Here is a 22,061-nt window from a genome sequence, read left to right as displayed (position 1 = left end):
TCCGGCCGGTACTGGGCCCGTGACGACGGACGATTCACGCGAGGACTTGAACTTTTGAAGCAGAACGTGCCGATCGTACGAGTCGCGCTGAGGTCCGCGCCGACGTTGTGGCGCTGCGAACCGAGCTGGTCCTGGACGTGCCGCCCACTGGCCGATCACCTGCTCTGGTGCGTACTCGACGGCCGGGGCGTACTGGAGTACGCGGATCGCCGGCATGACCTGCACCCAGGTGTCTGCGCCGTGTTCCGGCCGGGTGACACGCCCCGCGCGACCCATGACCCGCACCGCCGGCTGCTCGTCTTCGGCATGCACTTCAGCGCCGTACCGACCGCGGCGCCGGACCCGCGGTGTGGTGAGGTGATGGACCGCGAGCTGCTCGGCATGCTCGCGCGGACCAGCGACGCGGCGTACCAACGGAAGGACGAGCTGGGGATGCATCAGGCCGAGCTGTGCCTTCAGCAACTGATCACGCTGGTCTGGGACGCCGTCCGCAACCCGGGCCGGAGCGGCGGCGATGCGGCGATCGACGAGATCGCCCGGTTGCTCCGGCAGGACCCGGGGCGGGTGTGGTCGGTCGCCGAGATGGCGCAGCGCGCGTTGCTGAGCCGCGCGCAGTTCACCCGCCGGTTCGTCGCGCGGCTGGGGATGTCGCCGGCGCAGTACCTGATTCAGGCCCGGATCGACCGGGCGCACCAATTGCTCACCGAGAGCGGCATGACCGTCACGGAGACGGCCGCCGCTCTCGGGTACACAGATGTTCCGTACTTCAGCCGGCAATACCGGCAACGCACCGGCCGCTCACCCAGCCAGGACCGCTGAGCCAAGACCGCTGAGCCAGGACCGCTGAGCCCGGGACCCTCAAGCGAGCGTCAGGCCCAGTCGTTGTTCCAGCCCTCGACCGAATCCGCCGGCCGGGAAGCGGGCCCGGAGTAGATCGCCGACGGCCGGATCAGCCGCCCGGTGCGCTTCTGCTCCAGCACATGCGCGCTCCACCCGGCCGTCCGCGCGCAGGTGAACATGGACGTGAACATCGGCGGCGGCACCTCCGCGAAGTCGAGCACGATCGCGGCCCAGAACTCCACGTTCGTCTCCAGCACGCGGTCCGGCCGCCGCTCGCGCAGCTCGGCCAGCGCGGCCTGTTCCAGCGCCTCGGCGACCTCGTAGCGCGGCGCCGCGAGTTCACGCGCCGTCCGGCGAAGCACCCGGGCGCGCGGGTCCTCGGCCCGGTACACGCGATGCCCGAAGCCCATCAGCCGCTCGCCGCCGTCCAGCAGACCTTTCACGTACGAGCGCGCGTCACCCGACTTCTCGACGCCCTCGATCATCGTCAGGACGCGCGCCGGCGCCCCGCCGTGCAGCGGACCGGACATCGCACCGACCGCGCCGGACAGCGCCGCGGCGACGTCCGCTCCGGTCGACGCGATCACCCGCGCGGTGAACGTCGAGGCGTTCATCCCGTGCTCGGCCGCGGACGTCCAGTACGCGTCGACCGCCTGGACGTGCTTCGGGTCCGGCTCGCCACGCCAGCGGATCATGAACCGCTCGGTGATCGTCTTCGCCTTGTCGACCTCACGCTGCGGCACCATCGGCTGCCCGGTACCGCGAGCCGCCTGCGCCACGTAAGACAGCGCCATCACCGCCGCGCGGGAGAGGTCGTCACGGGCCTGCACGTCGTCGATGTCGTACAGCGGCCGCAGGCCCCAGGCGGGTGCGAGCATCGCCAGCGCGGACTGCACGTCGACGCGGACGTCGCCGGTGTGGACGGGCAGCGGGAACGGTTCGGCCGGCGGCAGGCCCGGAGTGAACGCGCCGTCGACCAGCAGGCCCCAGACGTTCTCGAACGGCACCCGGCCGACCAGGTCCTCGATGTCCACCCCGCGATATCGGAGCGCCGAACCCTCCTTGTCCGGCTCGGCGATCTGCGTGTCGAACGCGATCACGCCTTCCAGCCCGTGCTGCACCTCGGTCGTCGGATCTGACATACGCTCCCTCGTCCTCTTGGTCGGCGCGAGGCCCACCAGGAGAGCCGCGCACCGTCGGCGCTCAGGCAGCATAGTTCGCCGGCCTCGGGACCGGACAGCTTTGTGACCGGTTCGAGCAACGGCGCGCCCGCACCACGCCGGAGCCGGGGCTGGTTGACCGGTCAGAGGTCTAGTCTCGGCCCATGGTGAAGCCCCTCCCCGCCCTCGGGTTCGTGATCGGCATCCCCGTCGCCTACGCCGGGATCGTCGCGGCCCAGTACGCAACCACGCGGCTGCTGTTGCGGATGCAGACGTACCGGTTCGACGCCAGTCACACGCTGCCGTGGATCGCGATGATGGTGGCGATCGCACTGGTGCTCGGTGGTCTGATGATCGTCCGGAGCATCGGACCCGGTGTGACCGCCGGGGCCGGTGCGTTCCTGTCCGTGGTCGGTCTGGTGATGGTGCTGCTCCCGCCGCCGCAGGCGTTCGAGCTGTCCGACTACTTCCGGGTTCCCGGCAGCAAGTTCAACAACGGCGTGATGCTGTTCGACGGATCGTTCATCGTGCTGGGCATCCCACTGCTGCTGGTCGGCATCCGCCGCTGCGTCCTGGACGCCAAACTGGCCAAACTGCCCCAAGGCCCCGGTGCGCTGCAGAACCCGGGCTACCAGCAGCAGAACCAGTGGGGCGGCTACCCAGGCCAGCCGCAACCGCAGGACTACCGGCCGCACCAGCCCGGCCAGCCGCAGCACTCAGGCCAGCCGCAGCACCCGGGCCAGCAGCCGCCTCAGTACCCCGGACAGCAGCCACGTCAGTAGGCTCGTCGTGTGGACCTAGCGGAGATGCGGCGTACGTACGGACTCGGCGAACTGCTCGAGAGTCAGGTGAACCCCGACCCGATCGAGCAGTTCCAGGTCTGGCTAGAACAGGCAAGAGCAGCCGGACTGGCCGAGCCCAATGCGATGGTGCTGGCCACCGCGGACGGCAACGGGCGCCCCTCCGCGCGCACTGTGCTGCTGAAGCGTGTCGACGAGCGCGGCTTCGTCTTCTATACCAATCAGCAGTCCCGCAAGGCCGACGACCTCGCGGCCAACCCGCACTGCGCTCTGGTCTTTCCCTGGCATGCGATGGAACGCCAGGTACGAGTAGAAGGCGCCGTCACCAAGCTGCCGACCGACGAGGTGGACGAGTACTTCGCGAGCCGCCCACGTGAGTCACAGCTTGGTGCCTGGGCATCGCAGCAGAGCCAGCCGGTGGAGTCCCGCGAGGACCTGGACCTGCAGTACGAGTCGTACGAGCGCCAGTGGCCGGAGGGGACCGAGATCGCCACGCCGTACTTCTGGGGCGGCTATCTGGTCGTCCCGGAAGCGTTCGAGTTCTGGCAGGGCCGCACCGGCCGGCTACATGACCGCCTGGCCTACCGCCGCGCCAGCTCCGGTTCCGACTGGGAGCTGTCGCGGCTCCAGCCCTGACTTTCCTCCCGGAAGCCGTGCTGCTTCCACCAGCGCGCCAGCGGCCGTGGAGCCCACCAGTTCAGCCGACCGAGCAACCGCATCGTTGCTGGTACCAGGAGCGCCCGGACGATGGTCGCGTCCAGTGCAATGGCGATCACCAGCCCGACGCCGATCATCTTCACGAACACGATGCCGGACGTGGAGAACGCGGCCACCACGATGATCAGCAGTAGCGCAGCACTGGTGATGATCCCGCCGGTGCGCTGCAGTCCGAGTGCGACGGCCTGGGTGTTGTCACCGGTCCGGTCGTACTCCTCCCGGATGCGGCTGAGCAAGAACACCTCATAGTCCATCGACAGTCCGAACAGTACGGCGAACAGCATCACCGGATTGGTCGAGTCGATGAACCCGGCCGCAGTGAAGTGCAGCAGCCCGGACAGGTGCCCTTCCTGGAAGATCCACACCATCGCACCGAACGCAGCCGACAGCGACAGTACGTTCATCAGCAGCGCCTTCGCGGGCAGTACGAACGACCCGAACGCCAGGAACAGCAGCACGAACGTCACCAGCACAATGAATCCGACCATGTACGGCGTGCGCTGCTTGAGTACATGCAGTAGGTCGATCACGGATGCGGTCTCCCCACCGACCTGCACCTGCGTACCGCTCGGCGCAGCCACCGCCCGTACGCCATGCACAACGTCCCGCGCCGGCAACTCCTGCCCGGTGTACTTGGTGTGTACGACAACCGATGCGACGCCATGGGCATACCCACCGACGCGTACGTCCTCCACGTCCCGCACTTGCTTCAGCTTCGCAATGTACGGCGCCAACGCGGCGGAAGGGTCACCCGGCAGTGCATCGAACCGCACCGCGGAGTAGATGTCCGATCCACCCGCACCGGGGAAGTCGCGCTGCAGCGTCTCGGTCACCGTACGAGAGGTCGCACCGGGCGGCAACGACCGATGATCGACACCACCCAACTGTGCACTCAGGAACGGGATGCCGAGCACCAGCAACACCGGTACGAGCACCAGCACGTACCGCACCGGGCGCCGCATCGCGCTGTGCGCCAGCCGGTACCAGGCGCCATGCTCCGCGGCGGCCTTGCGTGGTTTGAAGATCCGCAAGCTGTTCACCCGGTGCCCGAGCACAGCGAGCAACGCCGGCAGGGCAGTCAGCGCGGCGAGCATCGCGATCGCCACCGCGGCCGCGCCGCCGTACGCCATCGACTTCAGGAACATCACCGGGAACAGCACCTGGCTGCTGATCGCCACGCCAACGGTGATCCCGGAGAACGCGACCGTCCGGCCGGCGGTTGCCATCGTCCGGGTCAGCGCCGTCTCCACATCGTTGCCGTGCGCAAGCTCTTCGCGGAACCGGGTGACGATGAACAGCGCGTAGTCGATCGCCAGCCCGAGCCCGATCATGGTGACGATGTTGATCGAGAAGATCGACACGTCGGTGATCGCCGACAGACCGCGCAGCAGCACGAACGCGCCGAGGATCGCGAGCCCGCCGACGAACAGCGGCAGCGACGCCGCGACCAGGCCGCCGAACACGATCACCAGCAGCACCAGCACGATCGGCGTCGAGATGGTTTCGGCCCGGACGATGTCGTGCTCGGTCTGCGAGTTCACCTCGTCGAAGACCGCGACCTCGCCGCCGACCTTGCTCTCCAGGCCGGGCGGCGTGGCGCGTACGTCCGCCGCGATCCGCTGGAAGGTGGCGAGCCGGTCTTCCTGCGTCGCACCGGCCAGCGTGAGCACGGCGTACGTGCTGTGCCGGTCCTTCGAGACGAACGCGGGGGACTTGGTGCTCCAGTACGTCATGGTGCCGACGACATCGGCCTTCGGCAGCCCGGACAGATGCTGCTCCACGGACCGCTGGAAGGCCGGGTCGGCGACCGTCTCCGACTGGCTGCGGTAGAGCACGATCACGTCCGTACCGGTCCGGCCGACGTTCTTTTCGATGGTCTTGATCGCGTTCGCGGACTCGGTGTCCGGCGCGTCGAAACCGCCGTTCGCGAGTGAGCCGAACACGCCGGTGCCCCAGACCAGCCCGAGGGCGACGAAGACTCCGGTCAGGGCGAGCACCAAACGGCGCCGGCGGTAGGCGAAATGGCCGAGCTTCTCGAACACGAACGCTCCAAGACAGCGTAGATTGAACGGCAAGAGATAAGTGTGAACACCGTTAACTGTTAACGGTGTTCACTCTACGGCCGGGACCTACAGTGATGTCAAGGAGTGTTTGCGCAGTGGATTCACCGACGACCGGACGGGACCGGCGCCGGGCGGCGACAGTGGCCGAGATCAAGGCGGCTGCGCGGCGGCTGCTGGTCGGCGGCGGGACGGCCGCGGTCGGCCTGCGCGCGGTGGCCCGCGAGCTCGGGCTCACCCCGCCGGCCCTGTATCGGTACTTCCCGAGTCACGAGGCGCTGCTCAGCGCACTGGTCGCGGACCTGTACGACGAGCTGACCACCGCGTTGCTGGATCTGCAGAACGCCGACCCCGACATCGATCTCGGCACCCGGCTGTACCTGCTGGCGAACGGGCTCCGGGACTGGGCGCTGGCACATCCGGCCGAGTTCGGGCTGCTGTTCGGTACGGCCGTGCCCGACCCCGAGGGCGACTGTCACGACCAGACGCCGGGGCATCGGGCGGCGATGCGGTTCGGCGGGTTGTTCAAGGAACTGGTCGCCGCGGTCTGGCACCAGAAGCCATTCCCGCATCCGTCCGAGGAGCAACTCGGACCTGTGCTGGTCGAGCAGTTGAGGGCCGAGTCGGAACACTTCCGCGGGATGCCGGCCGGCGCGATCTACCTGTCGCTGAACTACTGGACCAGGCTCTACGGCCTGATCTGCATGGAGGTCTTCGGCCAGCTGCACTGGGTGCTCCCCGACGCGGCGGCGTACTTCGAGGCCCAGCTCTTCGAGATCGGCGAGGCCCTCGGCCTGGACTGCCCGATGCCGGAATAGTCCTGGGCCTGAACAGAAAGAAGCCCGCGGGCGCTTCCGTGACACCCCGACCGGGTGGTCGAAGCTCAGGGTCAGGCGGACTACCTGACTGCCCGCGGGCCCGGTGGCGGCGTTGAATTGGCCTACCACTTGCCCACAACTAGTGGTTGGCGGTCAGCCCGCCGCCACCTCACGAGTCCGATAGCACTTCATGCTTTGGACCACCTCCCTTCGCGTGTACTGCGAACCTACTGCCGGGCGGTTCGCCCTTCAACCGGTTTTCGCCCTGAGATGAACCGGCAAGATAGGACCATGAACGCGCTGCCGTCCCATCTCGAGCTGGTACGGGGCGTCGTCCTGCCCAAGCCGGTCGGCGCGCACCCGGTGCTCGACTTCGTCAACACCCGGTCCGAGTGGACCAGCCGTGCCTCCGCCCGGACCGAGTGGCTGACGTCGTACGAGGCCTTCCTGATCTGGAGCGCGTACGTCGGCCTGCAACCGTCCGGTCTGATCGACCGGCTGATCGAGCAGGCCGATCCGGTGGAGGGTCCGCGGCTGCTCAGGACCACCCTGGACTTCAGGGGCGAGCTGTACGACGTGCTGACCGGTGCGCCCGGCAATGCGTTCGAGCCGGTCGCGCGGTTGATCGAGAAGGCGTCCGGCCGGCGGCGGTTGGTGCAGTCCGGCGACGGCACCAGCTGGGAGCTGCCGGAGGATCTCGTCCTCCCGTTGCATCACCTTGCGGTGCTAGCGGGGGAGTTGCTCACCGGAGCGTCCCGCGAGTACATCAGGACCTGTCCGTCCTGCGGGTGGCTGTTCCTCGATCAGCGCGGCCGCCGCCGGTGGTGCTCGATGGCGACCTGCGGCAACCGCGCCAAGGCGCGGGCCCACGCGGCCCGAGTGCGGTGAGACCGCTCAGCCAGGACGGCTCAGCTGGGACGGCTCAGTTGAAGGCGGCTCAGTTGAAGGCGGCTGGGTCGACGGTGATCCAGGTGTGCTTCGCGCGGGCCAGGACGCGGCCGTCGGCGTCGTACAGGGTGCTGGCGGTGTAGGTCTTGCGGCCGTCCTCGCCCAGGTAGCGGCCGAGCGCGATGCATTCCTCGCCGATCTGTGGGCGGGCATCGATGCACGCGGTCAGCTGGCCGAGCACCGATGGGCGGCCGTCGAGGTCGATCGTCCAGCCGCCGGGGCAGTCGAGTGCTGCCCACAGGAACAGTTCGTCGACCAGGCCGTCGGTGCCGAGGTCGGACGCCGGCCGCCAAGTACAGGCCGTACGCCCGTCGCCGATCGGACCGGGCTTCAGCTGCAGACCGCCCTGGTTCGCGGGACCACAGACGAAGCAAGTCGGGAACGGATGGTTGTGCAGTCCGCGGTACGACTCCTCGGCCGCACGCGCTTCCTCCGGTGCGACCGGTTCGATCGTCGCGTCCGCGAGGAAATCACTGCCGACCGGTACGCCGTCAGCGACCAGCACGTCACCGTCGGTGAGGCGCGCACCGTCGCCAGTCGTCGCCAGTTCCAGGTCCTTCTGCAGCGGCGGTGGCATTCGCAGTGTGACTTTGGGTACGTGCGATTCATCGAGTCGCGCTGCCAGCGCGGTCCCGACCAAGCCGGCCACGTACCCACCGTTTCCGGACCGTTCCGGACCCTGGAACCGCCGCTCGACCCGCACAGAAGTCATGGTCCACGACCTTAGGCCATGTACGGAAAAGAGCAGCGCACACACGGGGCGTAGACAGGTGTGAGAGGTGTGGCCGGTGGGAAGAAAAGGGATTCAGGGAAATCTGAGGATTTCTCGGAGACAAACCGATTGGGCCCTCCAGTCAAACGGCCGTTTGACCTATGCTGACAGCAAGCTACTGCGCGTGAGCAGGTGGGGTGCCTGAGCGAGTGGTAGCCGGGGGGAAGGAGAACTCTGTGGAAACACCGGTCGAAACGACCCGGGAAAGATTGCTCAACGTCGCCGAGCAGCGGTTCGGCGAAGGGGGCTACGAGGGGACGTCGCTGCGCGCCATCACGGTCGCGGCGGCCGCGAACATCGCGGCGGTCAACTATCACTTCGGGTCGAAGGAAGCGCTGTTGCGGGCCGCGGTCGGCCGGGCGATGGCGCCGGTCAACACCGAACGAAGGCGCCGGCTGGACCAGCTGGAGGCGGCCGGGTCACCGACGCCCGAAGACCTGATCCGGGCGTTCATCGAGCCCGGCCTGGAGCTGGTGCTGCGCCGCGGCGAACGCGGCGCGGTGGTGGCCCGCTTCATCGGCCGGATCGCGTTCGACCCGAGCCGGCGGATCCGCGAGCTGTACGCGGCCGAGTCCGAGCCGGTCGAAAGCCGCTACCTGGCCGCGCTGCAGCAGGCCCTGCCGCACGCCTCCCCGGAAGCGGTCGCGTTCGGGTACCTGAACATGCTCGGCCTGCTCGCCCTGCACCAGTCCCAGGCCCTCTCGCCGACCCCGAGCGTCGAGAAGGCCGGCGCCGAGGGCCTCGGCGCGGACGACCCGGGCAAGCTCGCCGAAAACCTGATCGCCTTCCTGGTCGCCGCCTTCAACCAGGGCCTCCGCCCGTAACCCACACCAAGCACCGCAGCCCGTACACACCCGGTACGCCGGCCCGCCGTACGCCGCCCGCCCCTGCCTGGCCGACCGCCCTGCCAGGCGGCTCCGGCCGGGGCCATTTGAGACGTGAACCCCTCAAATGGCTGGGAAGTGGGACCGGGGAAGGTGGGGGTGGGGCACGGCTGGGCGCGGCTGGGGTGGGCTGACTGCCCTTTGGTGTGGGGCTTGGGGTGGGTGAGTTTTGTCCGGGTTTTGCTCATGGATGTTCGGACTGTCAGGTAACGCTGCATAATGGCGCTCTGTGGACCCCTGTGAAGTCGTGGTTGCCGTCGACCTCGGTGGAACCCGGATGAAGTGTGCCCTGGTCGCCGCCGACGGTGCCGTGCTGCACCGGGAGACCCGGCCGACGCCGCGGGCAGCCGGCGGCCGGGCCGTCCTGGACGCCTTGCTCTCGACCGTGGTCGAGCTCGGGCAGAAGGCGACCGCCGAAGGTCATCGCGTCCGCGCGATCGGTGTCGTGGTGCCGGGCGTGATCGACGCCGAGCACGGCACCGTCGGCGCCGAGAACCTCGAATGGGTCGGTACGCCGGTGCTCGCCGAACTGCAGGCAGCGGTACGAGCCGCGGGCAGCGACGACGTACCGATCGTGCTTGCCCACGACGTCCGCGCCGGTGGGTACGCCGAACTGCGCCACGGCGCGCTCGCGGGGACGACGAACTCGATGTTCCTCCCGCTCGGGACCGGGATCGCGGCCGCGATGGTGGTCGACGGCTCGCTGGTCAGCGGCGACGGGTACGCGGGCGAGCTCGGGCACTCCAAGTTCATCTACGGTGACGCCGCTGAGTTGTGCGCGTGCGGTCAGTGGGGCTGCCTGGAGACGGTCGCCTCGGCCGCCGCGCTGGCCCGGCGATACACGGCGCGTACCGGGCGAACGGTCGACGGTGCGCGTGAGGTGATGGAGCTGCTGGCGGCCGGCGACGAGGACGCCGCCGCGGTCTGGCAGGTCGCGCTGACCGCGCTGATCGACGCCTTGGTGCTCTACACGACACTGGTCGCGCCGACCCGGATCGCGATCGGCGGCGGACTGATCGGCGCCGGGGAGACACTGCTGCAGCCGCTGCGCGAAGGCGTCCACGCGCGGATCACGTTCCAGCGCGAGCCGGAGATCGTGGCCGCCGTCCTCGGTGACGAGGCTGGCTGCCTGGGCGCCGCGCGGATGGCCTGGGACCGCGCCGACGAGGAGGAAAAGAACGCATGACGACCTATCGGGTCGGCCGGGTGGTTACGCCGGATGACGTGCTGGAGCATGCCTGGATTCAGGTGGTGGGTGAGGACATCCACGCGTTCGGGCGGCGGTCCGAGGGGATGCCGGCGGACGGCAAGCGGCCCGAGGACCTCGGTGACGTGACGGTGGTGCCGGGGTTCGTCGACATCCACACGCACGGTGGTGGCGGGTCGTCGTTCTCGACCACCGATCCGGAGGAGGCCCGCAAGGTCGTGGCCTTCCATCGCCGGCACGGTACGACCACCACGCTCGCCAGCCTGGTGACGTCACCACTCGACGTACTGGTCGCGCAAACCGCCTGCTTGGCGGAGCTGGTCGCCGACGGGGACATCGCCGGCGTACACCTCGAGGGACCGTTCTTGTCCGAGGCGCGATGCGGCGCGCACGAGCCGTCACTGCTCCGGCCGCCGCTGACCGAGGACATCGCGACCGTGCTGAGCGACGCGGTGAAGATGGTGACGATCGCGCCGGAGCTGGAGAACGGACTGGAGGCGATCCGTCAGGTCGTCGACGCCGGTGTGGTCGCCGCGCTCGGTCACACGGACGCGACGTACGAGCAGATGGTCGCCGGCGCGGATGCCGGCGCGACTGTCGCCACGCACCTGTTCAACGGCATGCGGCCGTTCCATCACCGCGACCCGGGCCCGGTCGGCGCCGCGCTGAACGACGAGCGGCTGCTGCTCGAAGTGATCAACGACGGCATGCACCTGGACCCGCAGGTGGTCCGGGTCGCGCTGGCCGCGGCCGGCGTGCACCGGATCGCGCTGATCACCGACGCGATGGAAGCGACCGGCATGCCGGACGGCCGGTACAAGCTCGGCGGTCTCGAGGTCGACGTCGACAACGGCCTGGTCACGCTTGCCCACGGCACGCATTCGATCGCGGGCAGCACGCTGACGATGGATGTCGCGTACCGGAACGCGGTGAAGTCCGGGGTGTCCCTGGTGGATGCGTCCCGGATGGCCTCGACCACCCCGGCGCAGACCTTCGGCTGGTACGACGTCGGCTCGATCGAAACCGGTAAGCGGGCGGACCTCCTGCTGCTGGACGAGGAGTACACCGTCCAGAAGGTGATGCGGGCCGGGTCGTGGCTGGATCGATGATCGGCACGGTCACCCTCAACCTCGCGCTGGACGTCACCTACGAGGTGGACGAGCTGGTGGTCGGCGGCAGTCATCGCGTCGACCGAAGCCGGCAGCGCGCCGGCGGGAAAGGCGTGAACGTCGCGCGGGTGGCGGCGACGCTCGGGCATCAGGTGCTCGTCCTCGGCTTCGTCGGCGGCGTCACCGGTGAGCTGGTCGCCGAGGAACTGTTCGACGCCGGCCTCACCGCGCTGCTCACCCCGATCGCCGGTGAGACCCGCCGAACCGTTGCCATTGTCAACGGTTCGGACGGCGACGCGACGATCTTCAACGAAGCCGGGCCGACGGTCAGCGCGGACGAGTGGCGCGCGTTTCTGGACCGGATGCCGTGGGGCCGGCTCGGTGTGCTGGCATGCTCGGGCAGTCTGCCGCCGGGTCTGCCGGCCGACGCGTACGCCGAACTCGCAGTGCACGCCCGGCATCACGACGTGCTTTCGGTGATCGACACCGGCGGTGACGCCCTGACCGCGGCGGCACGCGCCGGTGCGGTCGTCCGTGCGAACGCGGCCGAACTGCGCGCCGCGGTCGGCGACGTCGAGGTCGAAGAAGGCGCGTCCGAGCTGGTCGCACAGGGCGCGGCCGCCGCGGTGATCACCGACGGACCACGCGGGATGGTTGCCGCCAGCAAGAATGGTGTCTGGCGCGCGCTGCCGGTGGAGACCGTTCGCGGCAACCCGACCGGCGCGGGTGATGCGGCTACGGCGGTGGTGGCCGCCGCGGTCGCGGAATCGGCCGAACCGGACTGGAGCATGGTGCTCAAGTCCGCCGTCGCCGCGTCCGCCGCGGCTGTGCTCACACCTGTTGCCGGCGACATCGATCTCGGCGCGTACCGCCGTTGGCAGCCCCAAGTTTTCGTTCAGTAGAAGGAGTTCTCATGCCGTTGGTTTCCGGAGCCGAGGTGGTCCTGGCGGCCGCCAAGGCCGGGCGGGGCGTCGGTGCGTTCAACGTGATCCAGCTGGAGCACGCGACCGCGCTGATCGCGGGCGCCGAGCAGGCCGGTGCGCCGGTGATCCTGCAGATCAGTGAGAACGCGGTGAAGTACCACGGCGCGCTGAAGCCGATCGGCGTCGCGACGCTGGCAGCAGCCGCGGACGCGACGGTGCCGGTCGTCGTACACCTCGACCATGCGATGGACCGCGACCTGGTCACGGAGGCGGTCGCGCTGGGGTTCACATCAGTGATGTACGACGCGTCGAAACTCGAGTACGCCGACAACGTGGCGAGTACGACCGAGGTGACGAAGTACTGCCACGACCACGGCGTTTTCGTCGAGGCCGAGATCGGTGAGGTCGGCGGCAAGGACGGCGTGCATGCTCCTGGTGCGCGGACCCGGCCGGACGAGGCGCTCGCGTTCGCCGAGGCGACCGGGGTCGACGCGCTGGCCGTTGCGGTCGGCTCCTCGCACGCGATGACCGAGCGGACCGCGACGCTCGACTTCGACCTGATCACCCAGCTTCGGCAGGCAGTGCCGGTTCCGCTGGTGCTGCACGGTTCGTCCGGGGTCGCGGATCCGGATCTGACCCGCGCGGTCGAGGCCGGGATGACGAAGGTCAACATCGCGACGCATTTGAACAACGTGTTCACCAGGGTCGTTCGGGAAACCCTGGCGGAGAACCCGAAGCTGGTGGACACCCGCAAGTACCTCGGCCCGGCCCGCGACGCGGTCGCCGCCGAGGTCGCCCGGCTGCTGGGTGTGTTGAAAGCAGTCTGATGTCCGACCAGCCCGGTTTGGCGCGGCGGCTCGGGGTGGGCGACGCGGTACTGATCGGGCTGGGGTCGATGGTCGGCGCCGGCGTGTTCGCGGTCTGGTCGCCGGCCGCCCGCGCCGCCGGCAGTGGCCTCCTCATCGGCCTGGTGATTGCGGCCGTCGTCGCGTACTGCAACGCCGCATCGTCCGCGCAACTGGCTGCTGTGTACCCGGTTTCGGGCGGCACCTATGTGTACGGGCGGGAACGGCTGGGGGAATGGTGGGGTTTCGCCGCCGGATGGTGCTTCGTGATCGGCAAAACCGCATCCTGCGCGGCGATGGCGCTGACCTTCGCGACGTACGTGACCTCGATCGGCTGGCTGCAGCGCGTACTGGCCTTGGCGGCGGTTGTGGCGCTCGCGGCAGTCAACTATCGCGGCGTGACCAGAACCGCGCGACTCACCCGAATCCTGGTCACCTGCACGCTCGCCGTACTCGCGCTCGTACTCGTCCTGCTCTTCACCACCGACTCGCAGCAGCACGTATCGACCGCGACCTCTCCTTACGGCGTCCTGCAGTCAGCCGGGTTGCTCTTCTTCGCGTTCGCCGGGTACGCCCGGATCGCGACCATGGGCGAAGAAGTCCGGGATCCGGCGCGGACCATCCCGCGCGCCGTCACGATCGCGCTGACTGTTGCTATCGGCATCTACCTGCTCGTCGCCTTCGCCCTGCTCCGGCACGGCGACCCCGCGTCGACCGCGGCGCCCCTCGCGGCCGCGGTCGACGGGGCCGGTGCGGCCTGGGCAGTACCGGCCGTCCGGGTCGGCGCCGCGCTGGCCAGTCTCGGTGCCTTGCTCGCATTGATCGCCGGCGTCGGCCGTACGACCCTCGCGATGGCCCGGAACCAGGACCTGCCCAGCTGGCTGGCCGCCGTACATCCCCGTTATCAGGTGCCGCACCACGCCGAGCTCGCCCTCGCCGCGGTCGTCGGCGTCCTCGTTCTCAGCACCGATCTGCGGGGTGTGATCGGCTTCTCCTCGTTCGGAGTCCTGCTGTACTACGCGATCGCGAACGCGTCTGCCTTCACCCAGCCGGCCGAGCAACGCCGCTGGCCACGGGCCGTCAACGTGCTCGGCCTGATCGGGTGCGTGGTCCTCGCAGTCACGTTGCCGTGGACCTCCGCAGTGGTGGCCGCGGCGTCCCTCGCCGCGGCCCTGCTGGTCCGGCGGTTCACGAAAAGTCGCGCCGGATCCGCCAGAAGCTGAAGCCGGTCAGCAGCAGCGCCAGTACGAAGAACAAGCCGAACTCGCGCCACTGCAAGGCCCAGAAGGCGTCCGCGGTGAAGTACTTGACGTGCTGCCGGTAGCCCTCGTCTGCGAGGCGCTGGTAACACGCGGTCGTGTCGGCGCGGGGCGTCGGCTTCTCCACACCGGATGGATTCGGCGGTGCCATCGGCGCGCACTTGATCGCCCAATCGGGGAGCGTGTCCACTACCTTGCCCGACTTGTCGACCGTCCGGTCATACAGCTTCCACGCGCCGATCGAGTCGACCGCGACCTCCATCGACTTGACCTCGGGGTTCGCGTCCGGGCCGGTGAGCTGGAATCCGCGGACGGTTTCGGCGGTCGCCGCCACGAGCTTGTCGGTCGGCGCCAGGAGATGCGGCCGGAGGTACGTCGGCGTGACGATCTGAATCAGGATCACCGCCGCCAGCGTGATCGCCAGCGCGACCAGCGTCCGGCGTACGACCAGACCGACCGCGACGCCGAGCGCGAACGCGAACGCGGCGTACCCGACCGGGACCAGACCGCGCGCCGAGAAGGTGGGTGGGAACATCCGCGGCAGGTACGTGTTCGAGTCCTGCCCCGCTTGCAGCGCATCGTCGATCGGGTCCGACCACCAGGTGACCGCGAAGCTGAGCAGGCCGGTGATCCCGACCGCGGTCAGCCCGGTCACGCCGAGCTTCGTCGCCAGCCAGCGGGTGCGCGAGATGCTCTGACTCCACGCCAGCCGATGCGTACCGGCCTCCAGTTCGCGGGCGATCAACGGCGCTCCCCAGAACGCGCCGATCACGGACGGGATGGCGTACAACATCACCTGACCGACCCGGTAGAGCAACGGGTTCAGGCGTTCGAACGCAAGGTTCTTGATGAAGCTGTCGGTCAGTTGGTGATAGCTGTCCAGCAGTCCCGGACCAGTGGCCGCGAATAAGATCCCGGCCGCCAGTACCACCCCCGCGATCACCAGGAACTGCACGCGGAACTGCCGCCACGTCAGCCAGATCATCGCTGCACCTCCAGCACCGGTCGCTCCGGTTGAACGTCGCGGCCCATATACGCGAGTACGAGGTCCTCGAGGGTGAGTTGGGTGACCGTCCAGGCCGGATCGAGAATCGGCTTGTCGGTGCGGATCAGGTACGTGGACTGGCGATCGGTGTGGCTCGCGGTCACCACGTGCTGATCGCGCGGCAGGTCCTTCTGATCGCGGCGCGGCCCGGTGAGCCGGAAGTGCGTTGCCAGCAACGTGTCGATCTCGCCACTGACCTGTACGCGCGAATCCACGAGCACGATCAGGAAGTCGCAGGCACGTTCCACGTCGGAGACCAGATGCGAGGACAGTACGACGCTCAGCTCCTGCTCCGCGACCGCCTCCATCAGGTCCTGGAGGAACTCGCGTCGCGCCAGCGGATCGAGCGCGGCGACCGGTTCGTCGAGGATCAGCAGCTCGGGGCGCTTGGCCAGGCCGAGGGTGAGCGCGAGCTGCGCGCGCTGACCGCCGGACAACCGGCCGGCTCGTTGTTTCGGGTCCAGTTTGAGGTGCTCGATCCGGCTCTGGGCCAGGGCTTCGTCCCACGCCGGGTTCAGTCCGGCGCCGAGCCGCAGATGATCCGCGACGCTCAGCCGGGCGTACGTCGGGGTGTCCTGTGCGACGTACCCGACTTTCGCCTGCTGCGTACCGGCCGGCGCACCGAGCACCTCGACCGAACCGCCGGACGGCGTCAGCATGCCGACGGCCAAGTTCAGCAAGGTGCTTTTGCCGGCGCCGTTCGGGCCGACCAGACCGACCACGTGCCCGGCCGGAATCTCCAGTTCGCAATCGGTCAGCGCCCAGCGGCGCCCGTACTTCTTGCCCAGATTGTGGGCCTGCAAGACAGCCGTCACGCTATGTCCTCCTGAGCGGCGGACCGAAAGGTGGTCAGGAACAACGCCTCGATGCTCTCGTCGTCGAGCCCCGCCTTGCGGGCCTTGGCGAGCCAGCGCCGCAGGTCCTGCCGGAGCGGGCCGTGCGCGGCGAGCGTGTTGTCGGTGAGGGTCCGGGTGACGAACGTGCCGCGCCCCGGCCGGGCCTGCACCAGGCCCTCGTGCTCGAGCTCGCGGTACGCCTTGAGCACCGTGTTCGGGTTGATCGCCAGCGCCGCGACGACGTCCTTCACGGTCGGCAGCTGATCACCCTCCCGCAGCAGTCCGAGCCGCAACGCGTTCCGGACCTGCTGAACGATCTGCTGGTACGGCGAGACCCCCGACCGCCCGTCCAGATGAAACTCGATCATCCGTTACCCCATTCATCTAGTTAACTAGCACTATAGGGGTGTGACGCACGGATGCGTCAAGATGGTGGCGTCAAGACGGCGCGTCAAGGCGGCGGGTCGAGTCGGTGGGGTCGAGACGGCTTGGTCGGTCGGTGCGCTGAGGTCAGCGGATTGCTTGGTACCGGCGGAGGGCCTCGCGCCGGGCCTCGTCGTGATCGACCACCGGAGCCGGGTACCCGGCCGCGCCGCCGTGCTTCCACGGCTGATGCGCCGCCTTGCCGTCCAGGTGGCGCACTTCGGGCACCCAGCGCCGTACGTACGCACCGCCCGGGTCGAACTTCAGGCCCTGCGTGACCGGATTGAAGATGCGGAAGTACGGCGCCGCGTCCGCGCCGCAGCCGGCCACCCATTGCCAGTTCAGTGCATTGGAGGCGAGATCGCCGTCGCGCAAGGACCGCATGAACCAGCGGGCGCCGTGCTTCCAGTGGATGTGCAGGTCTTTGACCAGAAAGGACGCGACGACCATCCGGACTCGGTTGTGCACGAAGCCGGTCGCTTCGAGCTGGCGCATCCCGGCATCCACGAACGGAAAGCCGGTACGGCCGGTGCGCCAGGCGTCGAACAGTTCGCCTGGCTCGTCGTACTGCAGCTTGGTGAACTCAGGGCGCAACGGTTCCCAGGCGGCACGCGGGTACCGGGCGAGCAAGTCGGCGCAGAACTCCCGCCAGGCGAGCTCCCGCCGGTACGCGTCCGCGCCCGCACTCTGATGCCGAGCCAGGTCGGCGAGCATGGTGCGCGGGTGAATCTCGCCGTACTTCAAGGGAACGGACATCCGCGAAGTACTGTCCAAATCCGGCCGATCCCGCTCAGTGTCGTACGCCTTCACACCTCCCAACCACCCCCGCCAACGCTTACTGGCAGTCACCTCACCCGCCGCGACATCCTTCACCCGCGGCACTTCGTCGGCAGACGCTTCCACCCAGTGCACGTTTGCCGGTGCGTCCACCGGTTTGCGCCAGCCGTGCTCCAACCACGCCCGGTAGTACGGCGTGAACACCTGATAGGACCGCCCCTGCTGGTTGAGCACCCGCCTCGGCGCCACCGCGTACGCCGATCCTGTCCGCACCAACGGGCACCCCAACGCCCGTTCAACCGCCAGATCCCGCTCCTGCCCGTACGGTCCGTAATCACCGCTCACATGGACACTCGCCGCCCCCACCTCACCCGCGACCGCCGGCACCACCTCAGCCGGATCGCCCGACCGCACCACCAACCGCCCACCCATCGACGCCGACAGCGCCCGCAGCGACGCCGCCAGCTGCTCCCGTCGCGGATCCCCCGATCGCCCCCACAACAACGAATCCAGCACGAACAACCCGAGCACCCGCCCGCCACCCGCAGCGACCGCGTCCAAAAGCGCCGGGTTGTCCGCGAGCCGGAGGTCGCGCCGGAACCACATCACTGCCGTCATCGCGCCCATCCTCCGCCTGTACCCCGGGGAATTGGGTAAGGCTTGCCTGCATAGGTGAGAATGGTTGTCGTGAGCGAGCTGATCGATACCACCGAGATGTACCTGCGGACCGTCTACGAACTGGAAGAAGAAGGCATCCTGCCGCTGCGGGCGCGGATTGCCGAGCGGCTGCACCAGTCCGGTCCGACGGTCAGTCAGACGGTCGCGCGGATGGAGCGGGACGGTCTGATCAAGGTGGAGGGCGACCGCCACCTGGAGCTCACCGACGTCGGGCGCAAGCAGGCGGTCCGGGTGATGCGCAAGCACCGGCTGGCCGAGCGGCTGCTGGTCGACGTGATCGGGCTCGAGTGGGAGGACGTCCACGCCGAGGCGTGCCGCTGGGAGCACGTGATGAGCGACGCGGTCGAGCTGCGGCTGCTGCAGCTGCTCGGCAACCCGACCGAATCGCCGTACGGGAACCCGATTCCGGGCCTGGAGGAGCTGCAGACCACGAGCCAGGCCAGCGGGATCGAGGAGTTCCGGATCGGCGTCGAGCCGCTCGACCAGGTCCTCGACCAGGCCACCGGCGAGAGCGTCCGGGTGCTGGTCCGCCGGATCGCCGAGCCGGTGCAGACCGACGACGGCGCGATGGCGGTGCTCCGCAAGGCCGGTGCGCTGCCCGGTCGCGAGGTCGACTCGACCCTCGACGCCGAGGGCGTCCTGGTCGGCAGCCACGAAGCCGGCGGCGTGATCAGCGACGAAACGGCCGGCCACATCTTCGTCAGCCGAGTCTGACAAGTCAACTCTCTGTTAACGCTGCGCACCCGGCGGGCGACGCCGGGTCGTCAGCGGGTACGGTCGGGCCGCTATGTCTGAGAATGATGCGATCGATTGGCCGGAGTACCTGCGGGAGTTCCACTCCGCGGCTCCGGGTTGTACCGAGGCGCTGCTGTCGCGGGCGGTGGCCGGCGACCACACGCCGTACCGCTGGCTGGTCCGTGCCGTTTCCGGTGAGGCACGCCGGGTGCTCGACCTCGCCTGCGGCAACGGCCCGGTGGCGCGCGAGCTGTACGGGCGCTGGGTGGTCGGTGTGGACAACAACGCGACCCAGCTGGCCGGTGCGCCGAACCCGCGCGTGCAGGCCGACGCGGTGCACCTGCCGTTCGCGAACGAGGTCTTCGACGTCGTCACCTGCTCGATGGGCCTGATGGTGCTGCAACCGCTTCCGGATGTACTCCATGAGGCAGCACGGGTGCTGCGGCGCGGTGGCGTACTGGCCGCGATCGTGCCCGCGGTCCGTCCGCTGCGGCGCGGTGATATCCGTACGCTCAGCGGACTGACCACGCGGCTGCGGTCGACGCCGCAGTTCCCCGCCGGTGGCGAGATCACCGAGCTGAAGGACCAGCTCAAGCACGCCGGGTTCGACGTGATGGAGAGCCAGCGCGAGCGGTACTCGTACCTGATCCGCACCCGCGACGACGCGCTCCGGCTGGTCAACGCGATGTACCTGCCCGGTACGCCGGACGTCCGCCGCGACGCCGCGATCACCTGGCTCGCGGACCGTGCCGAAACCAAGGACGGCCTCGAGGTGGCGATCCCGATCCGGCGGATCACCGCGATGCGTACCAAGGTCGCACTGACCGGCTCCTGAGCACTCAGCTTCCCGCCGGGCATTTGCTGGGTACGGTGTGCCTGTGAGTGCGCTGCGCTGGACCGTCCGGACGCTCGACCGGGCGCTCGACGGTGAAACGGTCTACCGCGAGCTGCTGGCCGGGGAGCCGGTGGCGTTCTGGCTCGACGGCAGCCTGACGGACCGGCTGCCGCGGCGGGTTTCGGTGCTTGGTACGACACTCGGTGCCGGCGCTGAGGTCCTGTCGCGGGATGTCGCTGATGGTGACGTGTTCGATGAGTTGGACAAGTTGCTCGCCGGGCGCGTGGGGGAGCCGCCGGGTGAGTTGGACGGGTTGTTCTGTGGTGGGTACGTCGGTTATTTCGGGTACGAGCTGAAGGCGCTGACCGGTGGCGCCGCCGCGCACCAGGCAACCACGCCGGACGCACTGTGGATCTGGGCCAACCGCTTCGTCGTCATCGACCACGACCGCGACGTCACGTACTTGGTCGCCGTTGACGATCGCGGCGGGCCGGTCGCCGGCCGGATCGACGAGCCGGGCGCCTCCGGGGAGGACTGGCTGGAGCGGGCCGAGCGGGTTGCTGCGGACTGGTGGATGTCCGGGGTGGACGTGCCGGCGATTGCCCGGCTGGATCTGGAAGCGCATCTCGAGCAGGACCGGGCGACGTACCTCGCGGGAATCGAACAGTGCCTGGCCGAGCTGACAGCCGGGGAGACGTACGAGGTCAATCTGACAAACCGCATCCGCCTACCCGCCGTACCCGACCCGTTCGAGTTCTTCTGCTGGCAACGCGCCGCGAACCCGGCGCCGTACGCCGCCTTCATCAGGTACGGCGACCTGGCGATCGCGAGCTCGTCACCGGAACGCTTCCTCACCGTCGACGCCGACCGCTGGGCCGAGTGCCGCCCCATCAAAGGAACCGCCCCGCGCGACCTGGACCCGACCCAGGACCAACTGGCCGCGAAGTCGCTCGCCGAGGACGACAAGACCCGAGCCGAAAACCTGATGATCGTCGACCTGATCCGCAACGACCTGGGCCGAGTCAGCGAACCCGGCACCGTGCACGTCCCGCAGTTGATGCAGGTCGAGAGCTACCGGACCGTACACCAGCTGGTGACGACAGTACGCGCCCGGTTGCGCCCGGCTGTCACCACGATCGGCGCGATCCGGGCCTGCTTCCCACCTGGATCGATGACCGGCGCTCCCAAGATCCGCACCATGCAAATCATCGACCACCTGGAGTCAAGTGCGAGAGGCGTGTACTCCGGCGCCCTCGGCTACCTGACGGTGGACGGCCGCGCCGATCTCAGCGTGGTGATCCGCACTGCGGTGCTGACCCCGGAAACAACCGATATCGGCGCCGGCGGCGCAATCGTCCTCGACTCCGACCCCCAATCCGAATACCAAGAAATGTTGCTCAAGGCAACAGCAACTCTAGGCAGGGAAAGCGGGGCCAACACAACTGATGGGTGACCCAACATCCCCGCTAGAGCGCACAGAACCTCCCGCGCCCACGCCCGTGCCGTGCGCCTGCGCCCGCCCTGCGCCTACGCCCCGCACCCCGCGCTTGCGGCTGCGCCCCGCGGCTGCGGCTGCGGTGGGGATGGGGTCCGTGCGAGCCGGGGGAGGTGGGGTGAGTGAGAGGTGTGGGCGGGATGAGTGAATTGGGTGGGCTGGGCGGATGAGTGGTTCAGAAAGGTGGGGGAGATGACTGAGTTGCTGGTGGCGGATTCGTTTCTGGTGGCGGGTGGGAAGGTTCGGGGGCTGGAACTGCACCGGGAGCGGTTTGTGGGTTCGTGTGCCGCCGCGGGGGTGGCTGCGGAACGGTTCTGGGATGAACAGATCGCCCGGCTCCCCGGGTTCGGCCGGTGGTTCCCGCGGTTCGAGCTGACCTCCGCCGGAGAACTCGCGGTGCAGTTGCGTCCGGCACCTCCGATCGGCGGCCCGGTGCGCGTCGCCGTACACGACGGACCGGACCCCCGAACCGCACCCCGGGTCAAAGGCCCCGACCTCGAACTCCTGGGCAAACTCAAAGCAGCCGCCCCGCACCGCGCCGACGAAATCCTCCTCCTCGACACCGACGGAACAGTCCTGGAAGCGGCGTACGCGGCAATCGCCTGGTGGGAGGACGACACCCTCTGCTTCCCCCCGTCCGACCGCCCCCTCCTCCCCTCCGTCACCGCCCACCTACTCCGAAACCTCGCCACCACCCAAGGCGTACAGATCGCCGAACACCCCATCACCCCCACCGAACTCCAATCAACCGAAGCCTGGCTCCTTAACGCCCTCCACGGCATCCGCCCCATCCACGCCTGGAACTCGTCCCCCATAGACCCCCTCCCCAACTCCCAAGCCCCCCACTGGCAATCCCACCTAACAACCCTCGCCACCCCCCTCCCATAACCCCACC

General features: G+C 68.8%; 22 protein-coding genes. 15 read left to right on the top strand and 7 right to left on the bottom strand.

The features are described from left to right. The first annotated feature begins 66 nt into the window (after positions 1-66). Positions 67-819, top strand: coding sequence for an AraC family transcriptional regulator (locus tag ABD260_RS35655; RefSeq protein ID WP_344241076.1), 753 nt, complete (start codon positions 67-69; stop codon positions 817-819). A 50-nt stretch (positions 820-869) separates the two neighbouring features. Here ABD260_RS35655 and ABD260_RS35650 read toward each other — a convergent pair whose 3' ends face one another. Beyond that, a complete protein-coding gene (locus ABD260_RS35650) occupies positions 870-1,982 on the bottom strand; it encodes a citrate synthase 2 (protein ID WP_344241074.1) in 1,113 nt (370 codons plus the stop codon). 182 nt (positions 1,983-2,164) lie between these two features. On the opposite strand from ABD260_RS35650, the gene ABD260_RS35645 reads away from it, so the two are divergent. Together ABD260_RS35645 and pdxH are read left to right on the top strand one after the other, a co-directional pair. Further along, a complete protein-coding gene (locus ABD260_RS35645) occupies positions 2,165-2,782 on the top strand; it encodes a hypothetical protein (RefSeq protein WP_344241072.1) in 618 nt (205 codons plus the stop codon). Between the two features lie 9 nt (positions 2,783-2,791). Next, on the top strand, positions 2,792-3,436 hold the full coding sequence (gene pdxH, locus ABD260_RS35640) for a pyridoxamine 5'-phosphate oxidase (RefSeq protein WP_344241070.1): 645 nt from the start codon (positions 2,792-2,794) through the stop codon (positions 3,434-3,436). Here the strand turns inward: pdxH and ABD260_RS35635 are convergent. After that, positions 3,382-5,559: an MMPL family transporter gene (locus ABD260_RS35635; protein WP_344241068.1), complete on the bottom strand. Its 2,178-nt coding sequence runs from the start codon at positions 5,557-5,559 to the stop codon at positions 3,382-3,384. The genes pdxH and ABD260_RS35635 overlap by 55 nt on opposite strands. A 116-nt stretch (positions 5,560-5,675) precedes the next feature. Here ABD260_RS35635 and ABD260_RS35630 point away from each other — a divergent pair, with 116 nt between their 5' ends. Both ABD260_RS35630 and ABD260_RS35625 read left to right on the top strand, forming a co-directional pair. Further along, on the top strand, positions 5,676-6,395 hold the full coding sequence (locus ABD260_RS35630; protein WP_344241066.1) for a TetR/AcrR family transcriptional regulator: 720 nt from the start codon (positions 5,676-5,678) through the stop codon (positions 6,393-6,395). A gap of 291 nt (positions 6,396-6,686) precedes the next feature. Next, the gene (locus ABD260_RS35625; RefSeq protein WP_344241064.1) at positions 6,687-7,283 is read left to right on the top strand and encodes a CGNR zinc finger domain-containing protein; all 597 of its coding nucleotides are present in this window, start codon (positions 6,687-6,689) and stop codon (positions 7,281-7,283) included. A 49-nt stretch (positions 7,284-7,332) separates the two neighbouring features. On the opposite strand, the gene ABD260_RS35620 is transcribed toward ABD260_RS35625, so the two are convergent. Next, on the bottom strand, positions 7,333-8,055 hold the full coding sequence (locus ABD260_RS35620; RefSeq protein WP_344241062.1) for a hypothetical protein: 723 nt from the start codon (positions 8,053-8,055) through the stop codon (positions 7,333-7,335). Between the two features lie 236 nt (positions 8,056-8,291). On the opposite strand from ABD260_RS35620, the gene ABD260_RS35615 reads away from it, so the two are divergent. The 6 genes from ABD260_RS35615 (at position 8,292) to ABD260_RS35590 (ending at position 14,306) form a co-directional block, all read left to right on the top strand. Beyond that, positions 8,292-8,939, top strand: coding sequence for a TetR/AcrR family transcriptional regulator (locus tag ABD260_RS35615; protein WP_344241060.1), 648 nt, complete (start codon positions 8,292-8,294; stop codon positions 8,937-8,939). Positions 8,940-9,228: 289 nt separating this feature from the next. After that, positions 9,229-10,185, top strand: a complete 957-nt coding sequence (locus tag ABD260_RS35610; RefSeq protein ID WP_344241058.1) for an ROK family protein — start codon at positions 9,229-9,231, stop codon at positions 10,183-10,185. Continuing rightward, complete coding sequence (gene nagA, locus ABD260_RS35605) at positions 10,182-11,315, top strand: N-acetylglucosamine-6-phosphate deacetylase (RefSeq protein WP_344241056.1); 1,134 nt, start codon at positions 10,182-10,184, stop codon at positions 11,313-11,315. The genes ABD260_RS35610 and nagA overlap by 4 nt, the downstream gene beginning before the upstream one ends. Then, entirely contained in the window at positions 11,300-12,217 is a 918-nt protein-coding gene (locus ABD260_RS35600; RefSeq protein WP_344241054.1) for a 1-phosphofructokinase family hexose kinase, read from the top strand. The genes nagA and ABD260_RS35600 overlap by 16 nt, the downstream gene beginning before the upstream one ends. Positions 12,218-12,228: 11 nt before the next feature. Then, the gene (locus ABD260_RS35595) at positions 12,229-13,065 is read left to right on the top strand and encodes a class II fructose-bisphosphate aldolase (RefSeq protein WP_344241052.1); all 837 of its coding nucleotides are present in this window, start codon (positions 12,229-12,231) and stop codon (positions 13,063-13,065) included. After that, the gene (locus ABD260_RS35590; protein ID WP_344241050.1) at positions 13,065-14,306 is read left to right on the top strand and encodes an APC family permease; all 1,242 of its coding nucleotides are present in this window, start codon (positions 13,065-13,067) and stop codon (positions 14,304-14,306) included. The genes ABD260_RS35595 and ABD260_RS35590 overlap by 1 nt, the downstream gene beginning before the upstream one ends. Here the strand turns inward: ABD260_RS35590 and ABD260_RS35585 are convergent. From ABD260_RS35585 to ABD260_RS35570, 4 genes are all read right to left on the bottom strand, one after another. After that, positions 14,272-15,327: an ABC-2 transporter permease gene (locus tag ABD260_RS35585; RefSeq protein ID WP_344241048.1), complete on the bottom strand. Its 1,056-nt coding sequence runs from the start codon at positions 15,325-15,327 to the stop codon at positions 14,272-14,274. The genes ABD260_RS35590 and ABD260_RS35585 overlap by 35 nt on opposite strands. Then, the gene (locus ABD260_RS35580) at positions 15,324-16,202 is read right to left on the bottom strand and encodes an ABC transporter ATP-binding protein (protein WP_344241046.1); all 879 of its coding nucleotides are present in this window, start codon (positions 16,200-16,202) and stop codon (positions 15,324-15,326) included. The genes ABD260_RS35585 and ABD260_RS35580 overlap by 4 nt, the downstream gene beginning before the upstream one ends. Further along, positions 16,199-16,591, bottom strand: a complete 393-nt coding sequence (locus tag ABD260_RS35575; RefSeq protein ID WP_165549724.1) for a GntR family transcriptional regulator — start codon at positions 16,589-16,591, stop codon at positions 16,199-16,201. The genes ABD260_RS35580 and ABD260_RS35575 overlap by 4 nt, the downstream gene beginning before the upstream one ends. A gap of 142 nt (positions 16,592-16,733) precedes the next feature. Continuing rightward, positions 16,734-18,041 carry a cryptochrome/photolyase family protein gene (locus tag ABD260_RS35570; RefSeq protein ID WP_344241042.1) on the bottom strand — a complete coding sequence of 436 codons (1,308 nt, stop codon included), beginning with the start codon at positions 18,039-18,041 and terminating at the stop codon, positions 16,734-16,736. Positions 18,042-18,101: 60 nt separating this feature from the next. Here ABD260_RS35570 and ABD260_RS35565 point away from each other — a divergent pair, with 60 nt between their 5' ends. From ABD260_RS35565 to ABD260_RS35550, 4 genes are all read left to right on the top strand, one after another. Next, entirely contained in the window at positions 18,102-18,815 is a 714-nt protein-coding gene (locus tag ABD260_RS35565) for an iron-dependent transcriptional repressor DtxR (protein ID WP_425553485.1), read from the top strand. 73 nt (positions 18,816-18,888) lie between these two features. After that, positions 18,889-19,671 carry a class I SAM-dependent methyltransferase gene (locus ABD260_RS35560; RefSeq protein WP_344241038.1) on the top strand — a complete coding sequence of 261 codons (783 nt, stop codon included), beginning with the start codon at positions 18,889-18,891 and terminating at the stop codon, positions 19,669-19,671. A 43-nt stretch (positions 19,672-19,714) separates the two neighbouring features. Continuing rightward, positions 19,715-21,124, top strand: coding sequence for an aminodeoxychorismate synthase component I (gene pabB, locus ABD260_RS35555; protein ID WP_344241036.1), 1,410 nt, complete (start codon positions 19,715-19,717; stop codon positions 21,122-21,124). A 234-nt stretch (positions 21,125-21,358) separates the two neighbouring features. Beyond that, on the top strand, positions 21,359-22,054 hold the full coding sequence (locus ABD260_RS35550; RefSeq protein ID WP_344241034.1) for an aminotransferase class IV: 696 nt from the start codon (positions 21,359-21,361) through the stop codon (positions 22,052-22,054). Positions 22,055-22,061 lie beyond the last annotated feature (7 nt).

Source organism: Kribbella hippodromi, from assembly GCF_039531045.1.
Taxonomy (GTDB): Bacteria; Actinomycetota; Actinomycetes; order Propionibacteriales; family Kribbellaceae; genus Kribbella; species Kribbella hippodromi.
Note: the sequence above shows the minus strand (reverse complement) of the source record. Positions and strands in the feature narration are given on the sequence as shown.